This window comes from Paenibacillus sp. S150 (genome assembly GCF_019352175.1).
Taxonomy (GTDB): domain Bacteria; phylum Bacillota; class Bacilli; order Paenibacillales; family Paenibacillaceae; genus Paenibacillus_AQ.
In genome coordinates this window covers 545,244-568,762 of record NZ_JACBYI010000001.1, presented here as the reverse complement: position 1 = coordinate 568,762, position 23,519 = coordinate 545,244, and the positions used below count along the sequence as shown (strand labels likewise).

General features: G+C 53.5%; 17 protein-coding genes and 1 other annotated feature. Of the genes, 10 read left to right on the top strand and 7 right to left on the bottom strand.

Features of this window, described 5'->3' with window-relative positions; genetic code table 11:
* Positions 1-85: 85 nt before the first annotated feature.
* Positions 86-1,207 (bottom strand): tRNA 2-thiouridine(34) synthase MnmA, encoded by a 1,122-nt coding sequence (gene mnmA / locus HYD27_RS02300; protein WP_219210905.1) that lies wholly within the window; start codon positions 1,205-1,207, stop codon positions 86-88.
* A 315-nt stretch (positions 1,208-1,522) separates the two neighbouring features.
* Here mnmA and cymR point away from each other — a divergent pair, with 315 nt between their 5' ends.
* Complete coding sequence (gene cymR, locus HYD27_RS02295; RefSeq protein WP_020427770.1) at positions 1,523-1,942, top strand: cysteine metabolism transcriptional regulator CymR; 420 nt, start codon at positions 1,523-1,525, stop codon at positions 1,940-1,942.
* Positions 1,943-2,696: 754 nt separating this feature from the next.
* On the opposite strand, the gene HYD27_RS02290 is transcribed toward cymR, so the two are convergent.
* Positions 2,697-3,422 (bottom strand): SOS response-associated peptidase, encoded by a 726-nt coding sequence (locus HYD27_RS02290; protein ID WP_219210903.1) that lies wholly within the window; start codon positions 3,420-3,422, stop codon positions 2,697-2,699.
* A 99-nt stretch (positions 3,423-3,521) separates the two neighbouring features.
* On the opposite strand from HYD27_RS02290, the gene HYD27_RS02285 reads away from it, so the two are divergent.
* Complete coding sequence (locus HYD27_RS02285; RefSeq protein WP_219210901.1) at positions 3,522-4,001, top strand: 2-thiouracil desulfurase family protein; 480 nt, start codon at positions 3,522-3,524, stop codon at positions 3,999-4,001.
* Positions 4,002-4,177: 176 nt separating this feature from the next.
* On the opposite strand, the gene HYD27_RS02280 is transcribed toward HYD27_RS02285, so the two are convergent.
* The gene (locus HYD27_RS02280; protein WP_219210899.1) at positions 4,178-5,026 is read right to left on the bottom strand and encodes a hypothetical protein; all 849 of its coding nucleotides are present in this window, start codon (positions 5,024-5,026) and stop codon (positions 4,178-4,180) included.
* A gap of 238 nt (positions 5,027-5,264) precedes the next feature.
* Here HYD27_RS02280 and HYD27_RS02275 point away from each other — a divergent pair, with 238 nt between their 5' ends.
* The 5 genes from HYD27_RS02275 (at position 5,265) to leuS (ending at position 12,467) form a co-directional block, all read left to right on the top strand.
* Positions 5,265-6,416: a cysteine desulfurase family protein gene (locus HYD27_RS02275; RefSeq protein WP_219210897.1), complete on the top strand. Its 1,152-nt coding sequence runs from the start codon at positions 5,265-5,267 to the stop codon at positions 6,414-6,416.
* Between the two features lie 97 nt (positions 6,417-6,513).
* Positions 6,514-7,035: a PRC-barrel domain-containing protein gene (locus HYD27_RS02270; RefSeq protein WP_219210894.1), complete on the top strand. Its 522-nt coding sequence runs from the start codon at positions 6,514-6,516 to the stop codon at positions 7,033-7,035.
* A gap of 14 nt (positions 7,036-7,049) precedes the next feature.
* The gene (locus HYD27_RS02265; RefSeq protein ID WP_020428077.1) at positions 7,050-7,259 is read left to right on the top strand and encodes a hypothetical protein; all 210 of its coding nucleotides are present in this window, start codon (positions 7,050-7,052) and stop codon (positions 7,257-7,259) included.
* Positions 7,260-8,198: 939 nt separating this feature from the next.
* Positions 8,199-9,266: an AI-2E family transporter gene (locus HYD27_RS02260; RefSeq protein ID WP_219210892.1), complete on the top strand. Its 1,068-nt coding sequence runs from the start codon at positions 8,199-8,201 to the stop codon at positions 9,264-9,266.
* Positions 9,267-9,426: 160 nt separating this feature from the next.
* Positions 9,427-9,689: a binding site (T-box leader), on the top strand.
* A gap of 330 nt (positions 9,690-10,019) precedes the next feature.
* Positions 10,020-12,467: a leucine--tRNA ligase gene (gene leuS / locus HYD27_RS02255; RefSeq protein WP_219210890.1), complete on the top strand. Its 2,448-nt coding sequence runs from the start codon at positions 10,020-10,022 to the stop codon at positions 12,465-12,467.
* Positions 12,468-12,554: 87 nt separating this feature from the next.
* On the opposite strand, the gene comER is transcribed toward leuS, so the two are convergent.
* Positions 12,555-13,403 (bottom strand): late competence protein ComER, encoded by an 849-nt coding sequence (comER, locus tag HYD27_RS02250; protein WP_219210887.1) that lies wholly within the window; start codon positions 13,401-13,403, stop codon positions 12,555-12,557.
* 144 nt (positions 13,404-13,547) lie between these two features.
* On the opposite strand from comER, the gene HYD27_RS31845 reads away from it, so the two are divergent.
* The 3 genes from HYD27_RS31845 (at position 13,548) to HYD27_RS02235 (ending at position 18,254) form a co-directional block, all read left to right on the top strand.
* Complete coding sequence (locus HYD27_RS31845; protein WP_228744881.1) at positions 13,548-14,345, top strand: ComEA family DNA-binding protein; 798 nt, start codon at positions 13,548-13,550, stop codon at positions 14,343-14,345.
* Between the two features lie 153 nt (positions 14,346-14,498).
* A complete protein-coding gene (locus HYD27_RS02240; protein ID WP_219210886.1) occupies positions 14,499-15,017 on the top strand; it encodes a deoxycytidylate deaminase in 519 nt (172 codons plus the stop codon).
* A 423-nt stretch (positions 15,018-15,440) separates the two neighbouring features.
* Positions 15,441-18,254 carry a ComEC/Rec2 family competence protein gene (locus HYD27_RS02235; protein WP_219210885.1) on the top strand — a complete coding sequence of 938 codons (2,814 nt, stop codon included), beginning with the start codon at positions 15,441-15,443 and terminating at the stop codon, positions 18,252-18,254.
* Between the two features lie 707 nt (positions 18,255-18,961).
* Here the strand turns inward: HYD27_RS02235 and HYD27_RS02230 are convergent.
* The 3 genes from HYD27_RS02230 to HYD27_RS02220 are packed head-to-tail and all read right to left on the bottom strand — an operon-like array spanning position 18,962 to position 23,491.
* On the bottom strand, positions 18,962-20,764 hold the full coding sequence (locus HYD27_RS02230; protein WP_219210884.1) for an ABC transporter ATP-binding protein: 1,803 nt from the start codon (positions 20,762-20,764) through the stop codon (positions 18,962-18,964).
* Positions 20,706-22,457 carry an ABC transporter ATP-binding protein gene (locus tag HYD27_RS02225; protein ID WP_219210883.1) on the bottom strand — a complete coding sequence of 584 codons (1,752 nt, stop codon included), beginning with the start codon at positions 22,455-22,457 and terminating at the stop codon, positions 20,706-20,708. Before HYD27_RS02225 ends, HYD27_RS02230 begins: the two co-directional genes overlap by 59 nt.
* Before the next feature lie 50 nt (positions 22,458-22,507).
* Positions 22,508-23,491 (bottom strand): LacI family DNA-binding transcriptional regulator, encoded by a 984-nt coding sequence (locus HYD27_RS02220; RefSeq protein WP_219210882.1) that lies wholly within the window; start codon positions 23,489-23,491, stop codon positions 22,508-22,510.
* Between the last annotated feature and the right edge of the window lie 28 nt (positions 23,492-23,519).

Below are 23,519 nucleotides of genomic sequence, written 5' to 3'. Positions count from 1 at the left end.
TTGCCCGCTTTGCGGTCTTTGCTTAATTAGGTGTATAATTTTGAGAGTGAAGCAGGACAGGCAGCAGTGTATGCGGCAGCCAGGTTTACACCAGCGGCAGCGGCACGACCTTCTCGGCAGCTTCGATGGTTCCGCCGCCCAGGCATTGATCCCCAAGATAGAAGACCACGGCCTGGCCCGGAGTGATCGCCTTTTGCGGCACATCGAAGGCTACATGAACCGTGCCGTCTTCACGCAAGGTAAGTGTAACGCCCTGATCGGGCTGGCGGTAGCGGAACTTCGCGGTGCATTTTACCGGCGAATCTCCGAAGGTGCCTTCTTCGATCCAGTTCACAGCGGAAGCAATCAGGCCGGTGGAGTACAGGCTGTGATGCTTGTCCCCTTGAACTACATACAGAATATTGCGGTCCAGATCCTTCTCGGCCACAAACCACGGTTCGCCCGTGCCGGAGCCGCCAATGCCGAGGCCTTGGCGCTGGCCCAGCGTATAGTACATGAGGCCATCATGACGGCCTTTGACTTCGCCGGTGTCGATATCGACCATATCCCCTGACTGTGCCGGCAGGTACTGGCTGAGGAATTCGCGGAAGTTGCGCTCGCCGATGAAGCAGACGCCGGTGCTGTCTTTTTTCTTGGCGGTATAAAGCCCGGCTTCTTCGGCAATCCTGCGTACTTCAGGCTTCGGCAGATGTCCGATCGGGAACATGGCCTTGGAGAGCTGGTATTGATTCAGCGCATTCAGGAAATAGGTCTGGTCTTTGTTGCCGTCAACGCCGCGCAGCAGCTTATAGACACCGTTTTCTTCAATTACCCGTGCGTAGTGGCCTGTGGCAACGTAATCCGCGCCGAGCTGCAGCGCCTTGTTCAGGAATTCCCCGAACTTGATCTCACGGTTGCACATGACATCGGGATTGGGTGTCCGACCGGCCTTATATTCATCGAGGAAATAGGAAAAGACTTTATCAAAGTATTCCTTCTCGAAATTAACGGTATAGTAGGGAATATCAATCTGCTCGCATACGCGGCGCACATCCTCGGCATCGGTCTCGGCGGTGCATACGCCGAATTCGTCGGTATCATCCCAGTTCTTCATGAAAATGCCGATGACGTCATAGCCCTGCTGCTTGAGCAGAAGCGCCGTAACGGAGGAATCGACCCCTCCCGACATGCCAACGACGACACGTGTATCTTGAATTGCCTTTGTCATACAAATCACCATTTTCTATGCAAAAAATACCGGTCGATTTACAGAACACCCGGCTCATTGTGTATTATAGCATACCTGTCTACCCAAACAGCAGTGCAAGGCTATGATTTGTAGCGGATCAGGTGGATTTTTTGACAATTTGTCCGCCACCGGCGAACATTCTTGCAAAAAATTACGGTTTGCGCTCCAAATGTGTCCAAGGATATGATAACATTAATTGAGAGCAAACATCGGAATACGTTGATATGACATTTCTCATGTACATACAACGATTGTTTTATTAAAGCCAGCAACTAAACCGAAAGAGGTGCACCTTTGAAAATATCGACTAAAGGACGTTATGGATTAACCATTATGATGGAGCTTGCCCTGAAATTTGGCGAGGGTCCAACATCGCTTAAAAGCATTGCCGAAAAAAACGGGCTGTCCGAGCATTATCTGGAGCAGCTGATCGCCCCGCTGCGCAATGCGGGACTGGTGAAGAGTATCCGCGGAGCCTACGGGGGTTATATTTTGTCGCGTGAAGCCGGTACCATTACAGCCGGTGACATCATCCGTGTGCTGGAGGGGCCTATTTCGCCTGTCGACTTCACCGAAGAAGACGACCCGGCCAAGCGCGACCTCTGGCTGCGCATCCGCGACAGCATCGCCGATGTCCTGGATTCCACTACCTTATCCGACCTGATCAACTTTAAGGAAGAGAGTCATGCGGACAACTATATGTTCTATATTTAGAAGGAACTAAAATTCCGTTGATTTCAAAGGGATTTTTGGAAAACGTTACCCGTCCTGTCGTACAGTAGATTCACTTTTGCCCACTGGCTCCGGCTGGTGGGCTTTTTATGCTTAAGGTATAAAAGTTAATGTTACAAATTATTGATAATTTTATAATGAAATCTAAACAAAAAAAGAAATTCACATATAATTACTGTAATATCTATCCTTTTTGATACACAGTAAATATATTCCAAAAAAGAAAGAGAGTGATTAAGTTGAATTTCAAGGAAAATGTTGTTGTTATATTTCTTGATGTATACACTGTTCGCGGTGGAATCCGCAGACAAAGGCAGACGCCTCCGCTCCTGCGTTCCCCAATTCCCTTCCGCCGCGTTTCCGCCAGCCTTAATGGTAAAAAGGAACACTAATCCAATGCATTCGGATACTGTACCAGCCTTAGTGGGAAAAAGTACAACTAATCCGGCTGAAATCAGCCGTATGGGGGGAGTGGCCCTCCATGAAGTGTACAAAATCCCACTAAAGCCCGTTCACGCCGGAATTCCAGCCCATTAGTGTTACTTTTTACACTTCGCTTCCGTTCCCTATGAACCTCCTTGCGTTCCATCCAGCTTTTTCAGGTTCGCCGGTTCAATTCATATAGTTTGATTGCAGGAATTTTATTGACAGCGAGTTTACCTGTATATGGTGAGGTAGCTAGTGTTCCAACTGATGCTGCATCGCCTGTGGTGAACTCCAGTGGAACTATTGATCTTCAAAACTTGCCTGATGGAGTAGTGGTCAGTGATGTTTTAACATTTGATGAACTTGTTTTCTCTTCGTCAATTAATTCCTTATAGTCATTGCGCACATTTCCTACCGCTGCCTGCACGGGATACGCCCGCATTTGCTCCGCAGCATAGGGACGAAGCAGCTTCATCAATTCCGGAATTTGATGATGATTGCGGTCAAGCCACTCGGCTTCCGCTTCACGGCTGAGAATAACCGGCATCCGGTCATGAATATCCGCCATCAGGCTGTTGGGCTCGGTGGTGATAATGGTGCATGTGCTGAGCTTGTTGCCGCTGGCATCCAGCCATATATCGTACAGACCGGCCAGTGAAAAAATTTCGCCGTTCTTCAGTGTGATCCGCATGGGCTTTCTCTCCCCGTCCTGCTGCTTCCAGTCGTAGAAGCCATCTGCAGGAATGATGCAGCGCCGCGAGCCGATCAGGCTCCGGAAGGAGGGTTTGTCCAGAAGTGATTCGCTGCGCGCATTGATCATTTTGCTGCCGCTCTTGCCGTCTTTGGCCCAGGAGGGCACCAGCCCCCAGCGAAGCTCTCCAAGCCTGTTCCGCTTGCCGTCGTGAATCACAGCAGGGATGTACTGCATCGGAGCCGCATTATATTTCGGTGCATAATGAACAAGCGCGGTGTCCTGAATCAAATACCTGAGCATCAATTCCTCCATGCTTACCATAATGGTATATCTTCCGCACATGGCCTTGCCTCCCCGCGTTTATAAATGCTATAGCAAACGTTTCTGCTTGTTAGCTATTATAAAGGAAGATAGGCATGAAAAGCGAAGGAGAGAAATTCCATGATTATCGTAAGCTCCTGCCTGGCAGGCCTGAAAGTGAGGTACAATGGCACGGCTTGTCTGGATGAGGCCATTCAGAAGCTGCTGGATGCAGAGCAGGCGGTCGCTGTCTGTCCTGAGCTGCTTGGAGGCTTCTCTACCCCGCGGGAACCGGCCGAGATTGTTGGCGGAGACGGGGACGCGGTCCTTGACGGAACAGCAAGGGTGATGGACCGTTTAGGCAACGATGTTACCCCCATGTATATCCAAGGGGCCCGGGAGACACTGGAGGCAGCACGCCGTTACGCGGCGGCGACCGTAGTCCTCAAGGAGAACAGCCCGTCCTGCGGCAGCTCCATGATCTATAACGGTAAATTCGCCGGCCGGAAGATCCCCGGCCAGGGTGTGACCTCTGCGCTGCTTAGACGAAATGGCATTGAGGTTATTTCCGAGGAGCAGCTCGCTTTCAGATTGGAGCAACTGGGAGTTCTGGAGAAATAGACGTTAATAACTTGACAGAAAAGGACTGTTACCGGGATTTCACAACCGCTGTAACAGTCCTTTTTCAAAGGATAGCATTTTTCATGGGCTTCCCCGGTACCCGGGGAGAATTTTCATTCTGATCATGCCGCTTCTATACTTTCGCAAGCACGTAATCTTAGGAAAGGTGATGCCGGTTATACTTGCTCCAACGTCTTCAGTACTTTGCTGAACAGGCTGGACAGCCCGCTGTCTGTCACCGTGGAGAGGTCCCCGGAGGACAACAAGGCCTGGATTGCGGCCAGGGGGTTATCCTTGCCGGCAGATGCGCTTCCGCTGTCTGCCGAAGAATCAAGGCTGCCCTGCAGATGTTCCAGTATGGATTTCATATCCTCCGGGGTCAGCCCTGCCTCCAGTGAAGTTAATCCGCTGATCCCGTCAGTGTCCATACTCTCCGTACTATCCAGGCTGTCTAAGTCATCCAGTCCCCGGGCAAAAGGAATTGGGAAGCCCTCCATGGCTTGCAGCATCGCAGGAATGCCTGCAGCCTTTCGGGTTGTATCCGCCGCTTCAATCCATGGATAGCCGGATGCAGCAGAGCCGGATTGCAGGGTCTGAAGCAGTGCTGACAGCGAATTGCCGCTTAAATAAGTGAGGTTACTGCTGTCCGGCAGACCTTGCCAAGTGTCCAGGAGGCTGCCGGTATTATTCCCCGCCGATGCTGCCGGATCGGTATCGGTATAGCTGATCCCCGCCTGTATTTGCGCCAGCAGAGCCTTCATATCGCCACCGTACAAAAAAGCGGGCATGGAGCCCGGCGCGGATGGTGAATATGTATCCGTGCAGCCATCTTCTGCCGTGTCATCCGTTCCGTCCAGCTTGAAGAACAGCCTGGCAATTTCACTGAAGTCTGCTGAGTCCGTACCGCTGGTACTGCCCGCTAAGCCTGCTGAGGAAGAGCTAGTCCGGGCTGCACTTGTATTGCCGCTGGTGAAATCGTAGTTCTCATAGTAATTCTTGTAATAGTTGCTAATGGATAGTGACATTTGCTGTCTCCTCTCAATATATGCTCCCCTTTGCGCTGAAAGCCCACTGTAATTCATCGGAGGGAAAGCTGAGTGCCGGCTGAAAATAACCTGAAGCCCAACTGAAGGTTATGCCTTATACCCCTGATAAAATGTTACAATATTGTGTTTATTGACAGGTGGTAAAAGAAACGGTTCAGCAGTATAATCGAGTAGTCCTGTAAGAAAATCCTGAATAACCAGAAGCGGAGAAATCGTCATGAAACCGATTTATTTGGACCATGCCGCCTCGACCCCGGTTCATCCGGAGGTGGCCAAGGTCATGTACAATATGCAGCTTGAGCAATACGGCAATGCGTCCAGTGTCCACACGTTCGGACGTTCCGCCAAAAAGATAATCAACGGCGCGCGTGACACCATTGCGGGCTATTTGGGCTGTATGCCCGATGAATGGGTGTTCACCAGCGGTGGCACAGAGAGCGACAATCTCGCCCTTTTCGGCGCGGCCTCGGCCTCGGCCAGCAAAGGGAAACATATTATTACAACAGCCGTTGAGCATCATGCGGTGCTGCATACCTGCGAAGCGCTGGAGAAGCAGGGCTATGCCGTCACTTATCTCCCGGTCGATGCTGCGGGCCGCGTATCCGCTGCCGGTGTGGAAGCCGCTCTGCGGGAAGATACAGTGCTGATCAGTGTAATGTACGCGAATAATGAGGTGGGAACTGTAGAACCTATACAAGAGATTGGCAGGTTAGCTGCGGAGCATGGGATTCTGTTCCATGTGGACGCTGTGCAGGCTCTGGGCGTGCTGCCAATTTCTCTCCGCGGGCTTCCTGTGGATTATATGAGCTTCGCCGCCCACAAAATAGGCGGCCCCCAGGGGATTGGGGGGCTGTATGTCCGGCGCGGGGCACCGCTCCAGCCAAGACAGCACGGCGGATTGCAGGAGCGCGGCCGGCGGGCGGGAACGGAAAGCCTGGCGGGCGCGGCAGGCTTTGCCAAGGCCGTGGAGCTTGCGGTCCAGGGGCTGGAACAGCGCCGGGACAAGGCGTTAATGCTGCGCGGAACGCTGCTGCAGGAGCTGGACCGCCGAATCGGGAGGGAGAGCTACGTCATCAACGGGAGCAGGCAGGACTTTCTCCCCGGAATTCTGAATCTGAGCTTTCCCGGAGTGAGAACCGATGTGCTGCTGATGAATCTTGACATGGAGGGAATTGCTGCCGCAAGCGGTTCAGCCTGCACCTCAGGTTCTCTGGAAATTTCGCATGTGCTGCAGGCGATGAAGCTTCCGGAGGAACTTTTGAATTCCGCGATTCGATTCAGTACAGGTTTGGGTAATACTAATGAAGAAATGGAGTACGTGGCCCAAAAAGTTGAAACCATCCTGAACCGGCTGCGTAAGAACGACTAGGCTGTTTGCAGCCTCGTTGCCGTTTCGGTGTTTGAGTGCTCAATTCAACCCTGAGGGAACTCGTAAGTACACTCAAAGTGAGGGGACATAAACAGCCATGAAACTTCAAGATATGATCGGCTTGGCTGTATACGAGGTTGAAGAAGGTAACGAAATCGGCAAAATTGTCGATGTTTTACTGGATTCAAACTGGAATATTACGGGTATTGAACTGGAAAGCAAAACTTTTTTCTCCAGTCATGTGAAAGTTGTGGCATGGGAAGATATTGTCGCTTATGGCGAGGATGCTGTCATGATTCGCAGTAAAGAGTCGATTGTCAAGGCTGACACTGACCATATACCCTATACATTTCTTTTGGGCAAAAGCAAATTGAAGGATCTGCAGGTGCTGACGGCATCCGGAACGATCCTCGGACGAATATCCGATGTTTATTTTGACCAAAAGTTGGGAAACACAATAGTAGCGCTGGAAATCAGTGACGGATTGGTAACTGATTTGATCGAAGGCCGCAAATGGCTGCCTTGTTCTGAAGGAATGTCCATTGGGGAGAATTCCGTACTGGTTCCCGCGATGAGCGAAGAACGGCTTCAAAAAGCCATTAATATTGTTAACGGATAGGTGGAATGTATTATATGAAGTGTCCAAACTGCAATTCCAAGGATATCGGCAAGATCGGTTCCCACCAGTTCTATTGCTGGGGCTGCTTCATCGAACTGACGGTCAACGGCGAGAAAATGTCGGTGTATCAGGTGGAAGAAGACGGCACACTCAGCTCGCTTGACGATCTGTTCTCCGGGGAAGAGATTGCCCAGGACTATCCCCAGATCCATGCGTCCTCCTGATGCAGAGTTCCCGCGGCTCTGCCTGCAGCGGGTACATATGATGAACCCATAAGCGTCAATTTCCTTTCAGCGTCCGGTTAGCTGAGGGTTATTGGCGCTTTTTTTGTGCGCCATGGGGATTCTATAGGATCGCCCTGTGAAGCATCGAAGCCGGGATCAATGACTTTTTCGTGTCCGCCGCTGGCGAAGCTGGGCTTATAGGCGCGCCGCTTGCAAACGTTTTATTTTAATCTTTAAAAAACACAATAAAGAAACTTAATATATATGAATTGAACCGGAGAACCTGAACAAGCTGATGGAACGCAAGGAAGAGATTCATAGGGGACTGAAGCGAAGTGTAAAAAGTAACACTAATGGGCTGGAATTCTGGATTTAACAGGATTTAGTGGGATTTTGTACACTTAATGGAGGCCGACTCCCCCCATTCGGCTGATTTCAGCCAAATTAGTTGTACTTTTTCCCACTAGGGATGATCCAGTATCCGAATGTGGTGGATTAGTTATCCTTTTTACCACTAAAATGGCTGACTTTTAGGTGAATGTTTCAAGTTCATCATAATGTAGGCGTATTCCCCTGAAAGGGAGAAAAACGGATCGATTAAGTCTCCTTTTTCCCGCTAACGCAAGTGAAAAAGCGGCTGGGGAAAATGAAGTGACCTTTTCCACTTGGCTTCCCGCCTGGCTTCAGCGGCCAGCCTTACACCTGAAATGCAAACAGCTGCGCTGCCCGGTCAAGGACGGCGAAGCCGCTTCCACTTGCGGCTTATTCTTGCTGAATGAGGGAGGGGAACCCCATAACAAGTTCTCAAGATGGAGGCCAAATAATAAAGTTTGGGCTGCGCAGCCGGGGATGAACGGTTATTTTGCGGCCGGCATACATATACTTATCTACGAAGCCAGTCCAGTAATTTGAGTTGAACGCGTACTAGGGGGTGCACTCGTGGAGCAATGGTCCCAAAGTAAATGGTTCCGCCGGATGATCGGCGCGCTGCTTGCCCTGATCATTTTATATTTTATATGGCTGCTCCGTCCGATGCTGCATGGGGTTTTTGTTTTTTTGAAAGCGATCCTTGCACCGTTTCTCGCGGCCATGATTATTTCATATGTGCTCAATCCGGTAGTCAGTATGCTCGCCGGACGCAAAATGCCGCGCAGTGTCGCCGTGCTGCTTATCTATGCCGTATTCCTGACCTCGCTCGCCGTCATCGTCATCAATCTGATCCCGATGTTCATCGAACAGCTGGAAGAGCTGAATGAGCATTTGCCCGAGATGACGCTGCATGCGCAGGGGCTCATGCGGAAGATGAATACCAGATTGATACCGCCCGGTGTCGAGATGGGGATGAACAACTGGTTTTTTCAGCTGGAAAACCGGCTCGCCGCAGGGATTTCCCATTTCCTTGATAACATCGGATCGACCATAGGCTTGCTGTTCAATGCTTTTATCGTGCCTTTTCTGGTATTCTACATCCTAAAGGATTTCGATGTATTCGAACGGACGGTGGTCTCCTGTCTGCCGCGCTCGCGGCGCAAGTCGATCGTCAGGCTGCTGAAGGATATTGACGAAGCGCTGGGCAACTATATCCGGGGCCAGTTTCTGGTCTGCCTTATCATCGGTGTGCTGGCCTATATCGGCTATGCGATCATTGGCATGCCCTATGCGCTGCTGTTCGCCTGCGTGGTGGCGGTGTTCAATATCATTCCGTACATGGGCCCGTTTCTTGGCGCAGCCCCTGCGATTGTAATGGCGTCAACCCTCTCGCTGCGCCTCGTTCTGCTTGTGGCCGTGGTCAACACCCTGTGCCAGATGCTGGAGAGCAATGTCATTTCGCCGCAGGTGGTGGGGCGGAAGCTGCATCTGCATCCCCTGCTGATTATTTTTGCGCTATTGGTGGGCGGAGAGGCGGCCGGAATGATCGGCCTGATTCTGGCGGTTCCGGTGTTTGCGGCAGGCAAAGTGGTGATTCAGCATTTCATCGCATATTATATCCGGCGGAAGCCGGTGTAAGCAGGGGCAGAGGCCTGTAAGGACCGGAACGAAATGCGCGCAGCGGGAGAAATGGGGCTGAATTAAGGCGGTTGCTGCCGGATGAGGGCAAATCATTGACTGTACATGCTTGTTTTGTATATAATGTGGTGAATATTACTGATTCACAATCGGTAAACATAGCTTTGCGATGAAGAGGAGCATTAATTCGTGAGACCGTTATTGCAGAGAGCCGGCGCTGGGTGCGAGCCGGTTAACGGAGAAGAATGAACTCACCTCGGAGTAACGGCGCAAGCCGCAGGGCCGCTGACCTACAGTGCGTAGCCCGCGAGTGAACCGTCGTCGCCTCACCCCCGTTACAGGGTGTCAAAGTGAGCGGCAGGTAAAGCATATCAGCCGCTAACTAGGGTGGTACCACGGGAATTCAGACCTCTCGTCCCTAGCGATAATACGCTAGGGATGGGAGGTTTTTTGCGGTTGGCCCATCGGATCAGGTAATTCTGGGCAGGTTCTTGGACTTTGCTGCTCCATCGGGTGAACCGAGGGGCTATAAAAGTTACAGAGAACGGAACGAGGAAAAATTTTGGAGCGGGAGCAACGGCAGTGGCGCCTTTATACTGGATTTTCTACCGCGATGAGCGGTTTTAATCAAGAAACCGGAGAGGCAGCAGCGGGCAAAGGCCCAAAACTTTTTCGCAGTGGAGACTATTCTCATAACTCTTTTTAAAACAATAGTTCTTACTAAGACAGCAACACTCCAAGGAGGAGCAGATGATGAGCGACAACACAGCGACCCCAGCCCCGACAGGCTACCGTGCCCAGACGATCGAGCCGAAATGGCAGAAGTTCTGGGACGAGAACAAAACGTTTAAGACAGGTGAAGACGGGGGCAAGCCGAAATTCTACGCACTGGATATGTTCCCGTATCCTTCAGGTGCAGGGCTGCACGTAGGCCACCCGGAAGGCTACACCGCGACGGACATCGTCTCCCGGTACAAAAGAATGCGCGGCTACAACGTGCTGCACCCGATGGGCTGGGATGCCTTCGGACTTCCGGCTGAACAATATGCGATGGACACCGGACAGCACCCGCGCGATATTACCTTCAAGAACATTGATAATTTCCGCCGCCAGATCAAATCGCTGGGCTTCTCCTATGACTGGGACCGCGAGATCAGCACAACCGATCCGGATTATTACAAATGGACGCAGTGGATTTTCATCCAGCTGTACAACCGCGGGCTGGCTTATGTGGCAGAGGTATCGGTCAACTGGTGTGAGGCGCTCGGAACGGTGCTTGCCAACGAAGAAGTGATCGACGGCAGAAGCGAGCGCGGCAACCATCCCGTGGTCCGCAGGCCGATGCGCCAGTGGATTCTGAAAATTACCGAGTATGCAGAACGCCTGCTTGAGGATCTGGAAGAGCTGGACTGGGAAGAGAGCATCAAGGATATGCAGCGCAACTGGATCGGCAAGTCGACCGGGGCCGAAGTGATTTTTGCGGTTGAAGGCCATGAGGCCAGCCTGGAGGTATTCACCACCCGTCCGGATACGCTGTTCGGAGCCAGCTATTGTGTACTGGCACCGGAGCATAAGCTGGTAGACAGCATCACTGCAGAGGACCAGAAAGCGGCGGTTGCGGAATACCGCGACAAAGCGGCCCGCAAAAGCGATCTGGAACGTACGGATCTCGCCAAGGAGAAAAGCGGCGTATTCACCGGCGCTTATGCGATTAATCCGGTGAACGGTGCGCAGGTGCCGATCTGGATTGCTGATTATGTGCTGGCCGGCTACGGAACCGGAGCCATTATGGCTGTGCCGGGCCATGACACCCGCGACTGGGAATTTGCCAAGCAGTTCGGTCTGGATATTATTGAAGTCGTGCAGGGCGGAAATGTGCAGGAAGAGGCGTATACGGGTGAAGGTCCGCATGTGAACTCGGATTTCCTGAACGGACTGGACAATAAAGAAGCCATTGCGAAGATGATTGCCTGGCTGGAGGAGCAGGGCAGCGGCAAGGGGAAGGTAACCTACCGCCTACGGGACTGGCTGTTCAGCCGCCAGCGTTATTGGGGGGAGCCGATTCCGATTCTTCATCTGGAAGACGGAACCATGAAGACGGTCCCTGTGGATCAGCTTCCGCTGGTTCTGCCGGATGTGGAGGCGATCAAGCCTTCCGGTACCGGCGAATCCCCGCTGGCGAATGTGACCGGGTGGGTGGAAACCGTTGATCCTGAGACCGGCATGAAAGCCCGACGCGAGACGAACACCATGCCGCAATGGGCCGGAAGCTGCTGGTATTACCTGCGTTATATCGATCCGCACAATGACAAGGAGCTGTGTTCGCCGGAGAAGCAGAAGGAATGGCTTCCGGTAGACCTGTACATCGGCGGGGCGGAGCATGCGGTGCTTCACCTGCTCTACGCCCGTTTCTGGCACAAGGTCCTTTATGATATCGGTGTAGTGGATACCAAGGAACCGTTCCACAAGCTGGTGAACCAGGGCATGATTCTGGGGAACAACAACGAGAAGATGAGCAAATCACGGGGCAATGTCATCAACCCGGATGAAATTGTAGAGGCATATGGCGCGGATACGCTGCGTGTCTATGAGATGTTCATGGGGCCGCTGGAAGCAACCAAGCCATGGAATGAAAAGGGTGTGGAAGGCATTCACCGCTTCCTCTCCCGTGTATGGCGCCTGTTCGTGAATGAGGACGGCAGCATCAGCGCCAAGATCACTCCGGACGGCGGTACCGACGATTTCAAACGGACCTGGCACAAGACGCTTAAGAAGGTCACCGAGGACTTCGAGCATCTGCGCTTCAATACGGCGATCAGCCAGCTGATGATCTTCATCAACGATGCTTATAAGCAGGACACCTTGGCAACGGAAGCGGCAGAGCAATTTGTACAGATGCTGTCGCCGCTGGCTCCTCATATCGCGGAAGAGCTGTGGCAGCTGCTGGGTCATGAAGGCAGCATCAGCTACGTCGCCTGGCCGGCTTATGATGAAGCCTGGACAGTGGATGCCGAGGTGGAAATCGTCGTTCAGGTCAACGGCAAAATCGTACAGCGCACGCTGATCCCGCAGGATATGAGTCAGGACGACATGCAGAACCATGCTTTGTCGGTTCCGAATGTGAAGGCGGCCGTCGAGGGCAAAACCGTACGCAAGATCATTGCGGTTCCCGGCAAGCTGGTCAATATTGTAGTGGGTTAAGCGAAGAACGCATTTTTGCCCGCAGCAACGGAGTAATCCGCGCTGCGGGCTTTATTTGATTTTTGGGGAGCTGCCTTGTGGCGGATGCTAGCGGTCGAGCGGAGCTTGAACAATGCCGCTTAGGCCAAATAAGGCGTCGAGCTTTTCGACATCCTCATCGTATTTATCATGCGTTGTGGTGATCAGGCGTTCGAAGACCCCCTCCAGACTGCTGCGCAGATGGTTCAGCGCTTCCGCCGTGATGCCGCCGCGCACGGCAACCCGCTCCTGCAGCTCCTGCGGGGTGAATCCGCCTTCTGTCAGCAGCTTGCCGGTGCCGAGCAGCATTTCCCCGGCCAGCCGGGTAACCAGGGTTTCGTCTATGCCTGTAGCTGCTGTGGCAGCTTTAATCCACCGTTCAATGAAATAGCTGATGAATGCAGGCCCGCAGCTGGAGAAATCCGAGGCAATCCGGGTATGCTTCTCCTGGATTTCCATTGGAACACCTACGAAAGACAGCAGCCGGAGCAGCAAGAGCCTGTCTTTTTTATTAAGCCTGCTGCCGAATATGCAAAGTGAAGACCCGCTTTTGGCACAGTGGGTGATGCTGGGAATAACTTTGGCTATTTTGGACGGCAGAGTGGATTCCAGATGGTAGAGCATTACAGGGCTGGTGACGGAAACGACAATCTGCTCGCTGCGCATGGAAGCGGAGATTTCATCTATCAATGATTTAAATTCCAGCGGCTTTACACAAATGAAGACAATATCGCTTCCGTCCGCAGTTTCCCTGTTGCTGCCGATGGAGATGCCCGGATGACGCTGCTTCAGCTGCAGAAGCCGGTTCGGGCTGCGGTTGCTGGCCAGGACATCACATGGCTCCAGCGCCCCTGAAGACAGAAAGGCGTCGATGAGCAGACTGCCCATGCTGCCTGTGCCGATAAATCCCACCTTCATCTAGGGTACCCTCCTTTCTGGTATGGCTATGATCTTGCAGGAATACTCTTCGTTAAATGTATGCACAGCAGACTTGGACAAATGACAGGTTTCAACTGATTTTATTTGAATAAAATTCCAGCTTGCTATTAGGAGGAAATGTCGATGAACAAAAGAGTGGTGGCTTCGGTTTTGGCAGCCGGACTGCTCGGCGGCGGATTGGTGTGGGCGGCAGACCGGGAAGGGAATAACGGCATCGCCGGCTGGGAAACGTTGAATGCCAGTATGGCCCAGGCGCTGGGCGGAGTGGACGGGTCGGACACGGCAGTTCCTGGGGAAAACGGAGTAAAAGGGGATTCTGTCGCAAGCGGGGAAAAAAGCGGAAAGGAGGCTGCCCGGAACAAAGAAGAGGGAACCGGCGCGGCAGCGGATGCCAACGGGGGAAACAACGGGACTGCCATAAACAGCGGCATAGGGTATGGAAGCGGAGGCGGAGCGGAGACCGGATCCGGAACCGGCGCAATGCCGGCAGCGGATGCCGGAAACGGGGGTGATCCAGTGGCCGGTGGAAGTGGAGCTGCTGCTGGGGCGGCGGCAGGAGCGGCGGGTGCTGCGGAATCTGCGGGCGAAGCCGGAAATGGCAGCTCCGCAGGAGCTGCCGGGATGGGCGGAGCAGCGTCACCTGCCGCAGGAATTGGCAATGCAGCTTTGGCTGATGCAAGCTCCACGTCGGCCTCCGGCGCCGCAGCTTCTGCAGGGCAAGCGGCGGACGGGAGGATCAACATCAACACGGCGGATACCGCTGTGCTGATGAATCTGCCGGGCATCGGCGAGAAGAAGGCGCAGGCGATTGTAGACTACCGCAGCAGCAAGGGGGCTTTTCGCAGCTTGGCGGATTTGGGCAAGGTAAAGGGCATTGGGCCGAAGATGCTGGAGAAGCTGGAGCCTTTGGTGATTTTTTGAAGTAGGCGGACCGGCTTGTGGAGTCCGGTCATTCTTTGCCGGATTGCTGCTGTGAGAGGGATAGGCACTTTGGCGTAATGGATGTCCTATTGAAAGCGGGCTGCAATATGCTACAATAATGAACAACTATTGAAGAGAAAGTGGAGATTGCTGATGACTGTAGCCTACCGCAAGAATTGGGATACTTATTTCATGGATATTGCCTGCATGGTCTCCACTCGCTCCCGTTGCCCGCGCCGCCATGTCGGTGCGGTGCTGGTACAGGGCAAGAAGCTGCTGGGTACAGCGTATAACGGCGCACCCATGGGGGTGCCGGATTGCTCGGAAGCAGGGTGTATGGTCTCCGAGCAATATGAACGTGAAGTCGTTAACGGTGTAGAGACAATGGTGATGAAGCAGCGCTGCATCCGTACCATTCACGCTGAGCAGAACCTGCTGCTGTTCACGGACCGGAGCGACCGGGAGGGCAGCACTGTCTATGTCACCGATGAACCATGCTGGACCTGTGCCAATATGCTGGCCAACAGCGGAATTGTCGAGATTGTCTATCTGCGCCCATACCGCAAGGATATGGAGAAGGTGGAAGCTATGCTGGGCTCCAAAGGCATTATCTTCCGTCAATTGGAGAACTATGAGCCGCCGAAGGAAACGATGATCACCGTATCGGAATAACCGGCAGACGATGTTAGCTGAATAACAGTAAGCTTCAGGGGAAGAACCTCTGTGCACGCGATTTTTGCGTCTGCAGGGGTTCTTTTTGCTGTGTAGGCACCTTGAAAAGTGTGCAGCCGTGGAAGCTTTGGTGAAGGTCAGCGGAATGTCAGCGGAAGGTCGACCGAAGCTGAGGATTAGGTGGAATTAGTATAACTAATTGCTTGGAAGTGCCTCCCTCGGGGCGCTTAGTGGGATTTTGTGCACCTATTCCGGCTAATGGATTTCTGCTTCGATTCAGGCGAATTAGTGCTGCTTTTTCCCACTAAGGTTGAAATCGGAGTCTGATCATTCGGATTAGTTCTACTTTTTACACTTAGCGTGGCAGTCCGGCTGTGATTAGTAACTTTGATATATAAGTTTGATATATAAGGAGGAAATTTCATGATAAAAAGGCCGCTGTTAAGCTTTACGGTGTGCTGGGTCATCGGCAGTGCGGCGGGCTGTTTGTTCTCCGGGCACAGGCTGCTGATTTACGGGGCGGGCTGTCTGCTGCTGCTCGCAGTTTGTGCTGTCAGCGGGAGAACTGGCTGGAAAACCATCGTCGTACTGGGGGCTTCGCTTGCTGCGGCGGCCCTGTACTGGGAATGGAACGAAGGCAGAAATATCAGCCTGCTGCCGGTGGCATTGGGACAATCCGTGATGGAGCTGGATGAAGCCTGTGTTACGGCTGTAGGTGTGATCGTCTCTCCCGTGGAACGGGATGGGGACCGGGTGGATTTTACTGTGAAGCTGTCGCGGATGAGGCTGGGAGGGAATGACGGTGCGGATTCGGCAGAGTCTGATATAGGCACGGCAGAGGAACAAAAGCAGGGGAATGCTCAGGATCAAGGAGGAATGCAGAAGCAGGCAGAAGCAGAGAAGCAGGAAGTTTCCAGGAAGCAGGAAGATGCCAAGAAGCAGGAAGAAGCTCAGCTTCAAGGAGAAGATACGGCAGGCGAACTTATTGCTGTGCAAATCAAACTCCAGGCCGAATCCGAAATCGCCATTGCTGCCAAATGGAGGAGAGGCGACCAGGTGGTGCTGGCGGGAGAACTGGAGCAGCCGGGGGAAGCGCGCAATTTCGGCGGGTTTGATTACCGGGCGTATCTGCTGACGCAGAGAATTCACTGGCTGCTCAAGGGAAACGGCACAGGAAGTGTACAAGCTGAACCTCCGGCATCGTGGAGTCCGTCGAATATTCTGCGCTGGAACGATGCGGCTCGGGCCGCGCTTGGAGCAGAAATGGACCGCTTATTTCAGGAGCCTCATGCAGGATATATGAAAGGTTTGGTGCTTGGCATTCAGGACGATTTGGAGGAGGGAATGTTCAAGCAGTTCTCACAGCTTGGGCTGACGCATATCCTGGCGATCTCGGGGATGCATGTGGCGGTGTATGTCGGAGCGGTTTTGTTTATCCTGAAACGCATCCGCTTCACCAGAGAAACAGCATTAACGATTACCGTGTTGATGGTGCCTGTGTACGTGCTGCTGTCCGGCGCAGGTCCCTCTATTGTGCGGGCGGGCATAATGAGCATGATCGCCCTGCTCGCCGCCAGGTTCGGCCTCCTCAAAGACGGAATGAACATTCTCGCGGCTGCGGCGCTGATTATGCTGGTCTGGAATCCGTATCTGCTGCTTAGTGTGAGCTTTCAGCTCTCCTTTCTCGTGACTGCAGGACTCATGATCTATATGCCGCTGGCTGCTCCGTTGCTGCGCTGGCTGCCCCGCTGGCTGGGCAGTGCGGTATCGGTAACACTGGTGGCACAGCTGGTTTCCTTTCCGCTGACGATCTATTATTTCAACCAGTTCTCGCTGCTGTCCTTTGCCGCCAATCTGCTGTTTGTACCCTTTATTACTTTTCTGGTGCTGCCGCTGGGAACACTGGCACTGCTGCTTGGCCGGTTCTGGAATGCTGCCGCCGGTATGACTGCGCATGCCGCTGAATTACTGAATGATGCAACATTCGGTGCGGTGGAGTGGATGAACGGATTTTCCGGCAGTGTGCTGATCTGGAGTTCTCCTTCCTTGCTGTGGATCTGCACCTATTATGGTCTGCTCTATGGCTTGCTCTACGTCCTACAGCGGCGGTCAGAGGCCCGGCTGGCCCCGCAGGTCATGGAAGATGAGACGAAGCCCCTGGCGGAGCTGGTTCAGCCGCAAGGCGGGAGAAAGGGAAGATGGGGCGTGGCAGGAAGGAGGGAGGACGGCAGATACGTACTTCCGTCAATGCCGTTTCTGATGCCCGCCTCTCTGCGCTGGAGCGGGCCGTCAGCACTCTTATGTGCCGCTGGATTAGCGCTGCTGCTGTATGAGGGCTATGATTCGGAGCATCTTGGCGGCGCCGGAGCCATCAGCTATCTGGACGTGGGCCAGGGCGACAGCATTCTGATCACGACTCCCGGCGGGGCTCATATTCTGGTCGATGGCGGCGGCACCGTCAGCTTCGGCAAAAAAGAGGCATGGCGCATCCGGCGCAGCCCGTTCGAGGTCGGAGCCAAGACGCTGCTGCCGCTTCTGAAGCGGCGGGGCATCCACCGGCTGGACGCCATCATTCTGACCCATGCCGATCAGGACCACGCCGGAGGGCTTCAGGCGGTGCTGGAAGGGATGCCGGTTTCAGCGCTGCTGTTCAATGGAACGCTGGCCAAGGGAGAATCTTACAGCAAGCTGATGGGTACGGCGCTGGCAGCGGGCGTCCGGCTGTATCCGGTGCAGCAGGGGATGATACTGGACCCGGACGAGGCAACGCAGCTGCATTTCCTGTGGCCGGAGCCGCTTGCGGACGGACAATCCCTGCTGAATGAAACGGCGGAGCAGAATCACGAATCGGTGGTCTTCCGCCTGGAAATGAACGGGCGGAATTTCCTGTTTACCGGGGATATGGATAAGGCGGCAGAGGAATTGATCCTTGCGGGTGCCAGACAGAGCGGAGCGGGTAGTGGAGCCCCCGTCGATGTGCTGAAGGTAGCCCACCACGGCAGCAAATTCGCAACTGGGCTAGCCTGGCTGAACTTCTGGAACCCCAGTGCAGCTGTAATCTCAGCGGGAGTCAATAACCTGTATGGACATCCGAGTGGCGATGTATTGGAGCGGCTGGATGCCAGCGGCACGACTGTATACCGGACTGATCTGCAGGGCGAGATCCAAATGGAGGTCAGGCCGGAGGGGATCACGGTGCGGCAGAAGCTTGAGCCTGAGACGGAGATGCCGGAATGAGACGGTGCAATTAAATAGACAGCGACTATTTTTTACTGTATAGGAAATTATACACTGCAAAAAAATGTGGTTAACCAAGAAGTTTCAGAGGATAAAGGTGTAGGCTGTACAGGAGGAATCGGGACCGTCTGCAGAGTGAAGTGGACAGAGAAGCCGCTATTTTGCGAAAAAGTTTACGTTTCCGGTGGATTCGGACTCAGGAGCCGTTATATCGTTCATCTGGGCCCAGAATGAGGGGCGAAAGGACATTTAACGGAAGCTGTGTCCGTTTGCCCTGCGGAACAGCGGGATCCGCCCAGATAACGGATCTCCTGTCCGGATTACTCGAGGATGGATCGGGAGAGGACCACGCAAATGCTCGCAGAAGGGCCTGGGGGAAAATCTGCACGATCAACCATGCGTCTCTTAACCACACGCTACATGGGCGGGAATCTTGCACGTGGTGCAATCATGCTTCACCATAAGTTCCAACCCTTATTCACCCGTCAGGGTGATTTTTTTATGGGCGAACATAGGTTAATTTCGAATCACAGAAAAGATTGATAGAAAAGGTTCCAGCGACAGTAATGATTATTCCGGTTTCCTCTTCCCAATTATGTATCGTGATTATTGTCCCGCCTTGTTTACACAAAAGAGTAAAGCTAAGGCGGTCCACATGGTCATTTGACTAGTAGTCATTATGAAGAATTTTGAGGCCGCTCCTCACATTAAGAAGAATAGACATGGTCCCGGCTTTCCTTCAGCAGCTTCGCGTAATATCCGCCACGCTCCAGCAGCTCGCGGGGATGTCCCGATTCGGCGATCCGGCCCTCCTTCATCGCAACGATAAGATCCGCGCCTGTGATGGTAGACAGCCGGTGGGCAATAATCAGCGTGGTTCTGCCGCTGGCGGCGTTGTCGATGGCCTGCTGGATCAGCTTTTCGGTGTGGGTATCGATGTTGGCGGTGGCTTCGTCGAGGACAAAGATCGCCGGATCATGCGCAATGGCGCGGGCGAAGGAGATCAGCTGGCGCTGGCCGGCGGATAAGGTGCTCCCCCGCTCGGTGACCGGCCCGTCGATTCCTTCAGAGGAGCCCTGAACGAACTCTTCTGCGCAGGATGCCCGCAGCGCATCCGTCACAGTATCGTCGTCAATATCGTCGCCGAGTGTGATGTTATCGCGGATCGTGCCGGAGAACAGGAATACATCCTGCAGCACTACGGAGATGTTCCGCCGCAGATCATCCAGCCTGATATCGTTAACATTGACGCCGTCGATGAGAATTTCGCCCTTCTGCACCTTGTAGAAGCCGTTGATCAGGCTGATAATCGTCGTTTTCCCGGCACCGGTTTCCCCGATAAAGGCGGCGGTCTGCCCTTTTTCAATTACAAAGCTTACGTCCTTCAGCACCCAATCGGCATCATTGTAGGAGAACCACACCGAACGGAACTCGATCCTCCCGTTCAGGCGCTGCATCGGCAGACCTGTATCCGGCTCCTCCAGGTGCTCCTCCTCGCGGATCAGCTCAAAGATACGTTCCGTGGACACGAGTGCCGACTGGATGGAGGTGTACTTGTCAGCCAGGTCGGAGACAGGCGCAAAAAACTGCTTAATATACGTCGTAAACGCATACAACACGCCAATCTGCAGGGTGCCGCCGGCGATCCGCCCTACGCTGTACCAGACCAGAATCGCAATTGCCAGGCTCTGGAACATGTCCGAGGCCGGCTTCAGAATGCTGTTGAGGCGGACCTGAATCAGGGTCGTGTTGAAGTATTCCCCGTTCAGCTTCAGGAACTGCTCCTCTTTTTCCTTTTCGGCGCGGAAGATCTGAATGACCCGCATCCCGGAGATGCTCTCGGCAATGAAGCCGTTGATCTGTCCAATATAATGCTTCATATGGAAAAAGTTCTTTTTGATTTTGTTTTTGATGAAAAAAACAAGGAATACAATTACGGGAATCACCGTGAACGAGACCAATGTAAGCTTGGGGCTCAGGAGCAGCATGGCATAGATTATGCCTACCAGCAGCAGGACATCCTTAACCAGTGAAATGATTACGTCGGTATACAGGTCGCTGATTTCGGAGGTGTCGTTCGTCGCACGCGTAATGAGCCTGCCTGAGGAGGTGCGGTCCAGGTAGGGCAGCGGAAGGCGTTCAATAATCGAAAAAATCCGGACCCGCAGCTCATGAATCAGGCTCTGTCCTGCTTTGCCGACAATCAGCGCCTGCAGATAGGAGAAGATTGCACTGGCGGCGGAAACCAGCAGGTACAGAAGGGCCAGGCCGAAGATGGAATTAAGGCCGCGCTCCACCGCCCCGCCGATCAGGAAATGGTCGATCACGCGCTGCAGCAGCAGCGGCTGAATCAGCAATGCGCCGTTGACAATAACCACGCACAGACAGGCGAGGATGAGCTGGAAGGCGTACGGTGCGGACAGACGCAGCAGCAGCCTGACTGCGCCTGCTTCACGCTTTTTGCGGCTGGGCCGGCTGCGCGTCTTCATGCTGTTCGGTGTAGATATCATAATACAGGCCTCCTTTCTTGAGCAGCTGCGTGTGCGTTCCTCTTTCGGCTATAAGGCCTTTATCGAGCACGATAATCTCATCGGCTTCCATAATGGCGGATACCCGGTGCGAGATCAGAATGTTGGTTTTGCCCTTGCGTGTATGCCGCAGACGTTCCAGAATCAGGCCTTCGGTGACGGCATCGACTGCCGAGAGCGCATCGTCGAGAATCAGTACAGCGGGATTCTGGATCAATGCGCGGGCGATGGCAAGCCTTTGCTTTTGGCCGCCTGACAGATTGACGCCGCGTTCTCCCAGAATCGTGTCATAGCCCTCCGGCAAGCCCTCGATACTGTCCGCAATCTGCGAGAGCCTTGCGGCCTCCTTCACTTCTTCATCACTGTAGCCCTCCTTGAAAAAGGCGATATTCTCCTTCACAGAAGCAGCGAATACAAACGTATCCTGGGGTACAATCCCCAGCCCTGCACGGAGGGCCTTGAGCGTGTAAGCGTTAATATCCCGTCCATCCAGCAAAATCTGCCCGGGCTCCACATTGAAGAAGCGGAGCAGCAGGCTGGCGAGTGTGCTTTTGCCGGAGCCGGTATGGCCGATAATGCCCAAGGTCAGTCCTTTTGGGAGCACGAGTGAAATGTCCCGCAATGCAGGTGTATCCGAACCGTCATAATGGAAGGTCAGCTGCCGCAGCTCAACCGGACCGTCCGGCTGAAGGTCCACCGCTTGCGGGAGATCGAGAATATCCGGCTCAATCCGCAGAATGTCATGCAGTCTGCCAAGAGATGCCATGCCGCGCTGAAAAATAGTCACGATGCGGCCAATCGACACGATGGGGTTCACAATCAGACTCAGATAGCCGTTAAAAGCCACAAAATCACCAATGCTGATCTGTCCCCGCAGCACCATCCGGCTGCCGGAGACCAGACTCAGCACAAAGCAGAGGGCAAACCCGAATTCAATCATGGCCGGAAGCGCTGCGGAGACCCGGATCAGATCCAGATTCGCCTGCTTCATCCGGCCGCTCAAAGCACTGAAGCGCTCCATTTCCGAACGTTCCTGCACATAAGCCTTAATGACGCGGATGCCGGATATATTCTCCTGCACACGGTCAGAGACGGCGCCGAATTGATTTTGTACAACTCTGAATCTGCTCTGGACCTTGCGGCCCGCGAACAGCATCAGCAGAATAATGAAGGGCAGCGGTGCGAGGGTAATCAGTGTAAGGCGGGCGTCGACAGCCGCGAACATGAAGTAAATGGAGGAGAGGCAGATGACAATTCCGTTAAAAGACATGGCGGTTGCCGGGCCAAAGGTCATGCGTACCGCAGAAATGTCGTTGATGGCATAGGCGATGAGGTCGCCGGTCTTGCGGGTGTTGTAGAAGGCGGGCGGCAGCTTCAGGAAGTGCCGGACCAGCTCTTCGCGGAAATAGCATTCGAGGTTGCGCGCATTGGCGATAATTATATTTCTCCACAGAAAAGTGCAGGCAAAAACGGCTGCGGCAATCAGCACCATCCACAGCACCTGGAGCATGACTCTGCGGATCTCAAATCCGCTGTCCTTCATCAGGTCCACTGCGCTGCCCAGCACCTTGGGAAACAAGGTCTGAATGAAGGAAGCGGCGAACATGAACGAAAATCCGATGATATAGCTTAATTTGCGGGCCTTGAAAAAACGCAGCAATACCGAAAAATCCATGAATTCCCCACCTTTAATAACGCATGTTGTACCGAGCGGGTCCAGCCTGTCTATAGCGGCCTTACAGACTCTCTCTCCACCAGTGTGCTTAGTATCGCAATATTTTCCGCAGGCTTAGCCGGGTCGGCAATCCGCTTCAGCAGCGTTGACACGACCGTATGACAGGAGTACTCAATGTTCAAATCCATAGTGGTCAGCGCGGGCAGCGAGTAAGCCGAAACCTCCGTATTGCCGCTGCTGAGAATGGAGACATCCCCGGGCACCTTTAGTCCGCGCTCCTGAAGCAGCCGGATCAGCTCAACGGCGGTGAAATCATGCTCGCAAATGAAGGCAGTCGGCAGCAGGCCCTCCTTAATCAAATTGGACAGCCTGGCGGCAAAGGCTTCATTGCGCTCATAAAAAAGCAATTCATCCACAGGCAGGCCATGCTCATCAAGTGCGGAGGTGATCCCCGTCTTCTTTTCCTTGTTCCGGTAAGCTTTGGTGTCACCAAGGAAGCCGATCCGGCTGTGCCCCCGGTCGATCAGATATTTGCACTGCTTGTAGCCGGCATTCAGGAAGCTGAACCATACGCTGTCGTGATCATATGCAGGCGAATAGCCCGTATAGAAAATAAGGCTGGGAATTTCCTGCTGAATGAAAGAGACATACTCCGGATTGAACCTGCCGATAAAAATAACTCCATCGAACTTGAAGCCTTTGCTTAAGCGGTAGGGCAGGATTAGCCTGCTCTGATTTTCTTTATCCAAAAACTCGATGCTGTAGTCGGTATCGGCCTTCTGCAGCGCCTTTTCTATGCCTTGCACCATATAGCTGAAATTGCTGTTATCATGCTGATAAGGCTTCTGGTGCAGCACCAGAATACGCGCAGGCGTGTACTTTCTTGGCTTGATATAGCCCATTTCTGCCGCCTTCTCGATAATTTTCGCTTTCAGCTCATCGCTGATGCCCGCCTGGTTGGCCAGCGCCCTGCTGACGGATACCGGTGAGAGACCCATCGCTTTGGCGATGTGTGTAATCGTTACTTTTTTCATTTTCAGGACAATCCCCCGCTTTGCTGTG

What these genes read in the sequence shown, in the direction of transcription:
- mnmA (WP_219210905.1), bottom strand. Translation starts at nt 1,207, where the DNA reads ATGACAAAGGCAATTCAAGATACACGTGTCGTCGTTGGCATGTCGGGA.
- HYD27_RS02290 (WP_219210903.1), bottom strand. Translation starts at nt 3,422, where the DNA reads ATGTGCGGAAGATATACCATTATGGTAAGCATGGAGGAATTGATGCTC.
- HYD27_RS02285 (WP_219210901.1), top strand. Translation starts at nt 3,522, where the DNA reads ATGATTATCGTAAGCTCCTGCCTGGCAGGCCTGAAAGTGAGGTACAAT.
- HYD27_RS02280 (WP_219210899.1), bottom strand. Translation starts at nt 5,026, where the DNA reads ATGTCACTATCCATTAGCAACTATTACAAGAATTACTATGAGAACTAC.
- HYD27_RS02275 (WP_219210897.1), top strand. Translation starts at nt 5,265, where the DNA reads ATGAAACCGATTTATTTGGACCATGCCGCCTCGACCCCGGTTCATCCG.
- HYD27_RS02270 (WP_219210894.1), top strand. Translation starts at nt 6,514, where the DNA reads ATGAAACTTCAAGATATGATCGGCTTGGCTGTATACGAGGTTGAAGAA.
- HYD27_RS02265 (WP_020428077.1), top strand. Translation starts at nt 7,050, where the DNA reads ATGAAGTGTCCAAACTGCAATTCCAAGGATATCGGCAAGATCGGTTCC.
- leuS (WP_219210890.1), top strand. Translation starts at nt 10,020, where the DNA reads ATGAGCGACAACACAGCGACCCCAGCCCCGACAGGCTACCGTGCCCAG.
- comER (WP_219210887.1), bottom strand. Translation starts at nt 13,403, where the DNA reads ATGAAGGTGGGATTTATCGGCACAGGCAGCATGGGCAGTCTGCTCATC.
- HYD27_RS31845 (WP_228744881.1), top strand. Translation starts at nt 13,548, where the DNA reads ATGAACAAAAGAGTGGTGGCTTCGGTTTTGGCAGCCGGACTGCTCGGC.
- HYD27_RS02240 (WP_219210886.1), top strand. Translation starts at nt 14,499, where the DNA reads ATGACTGTAGCCTACCGCAAGAATTGGGATACTTATTTCATGGATATT.
- HYD27_RS02235 (WP_219210885.1), top strand. Translation starts at nt 15,441, where the DNA reads ATGATAAAAAGGCCGCTGTTAAGCTTTACGGTGTGCTGGGTCATCGGC.
- HYD27_RS02230 (WP_219210884.1), bottom strand. Translation starts at nt 20,764, where the DNA reads ATGATATCTACACCGAACAGCATGAAGACGCGCAGCCGGCCCAGCCGC.
- HYD27_RS02225 (WP_219210883.1), bottom strand. Translation starts at nt 22,457, where the DNA reads ATGGATTTTTCGGTATTGCTGCGTTTTTTCAAGGCCCGCAAATTAAGC.
- HYD27_RS02220 (WP_219210882.1), bottom strand. Translation starts at nt 23,491, where the DNA reads ATGAAAAAAGTAACGATTACACACATCGCCAAAGCGATGGGTCTCTCA.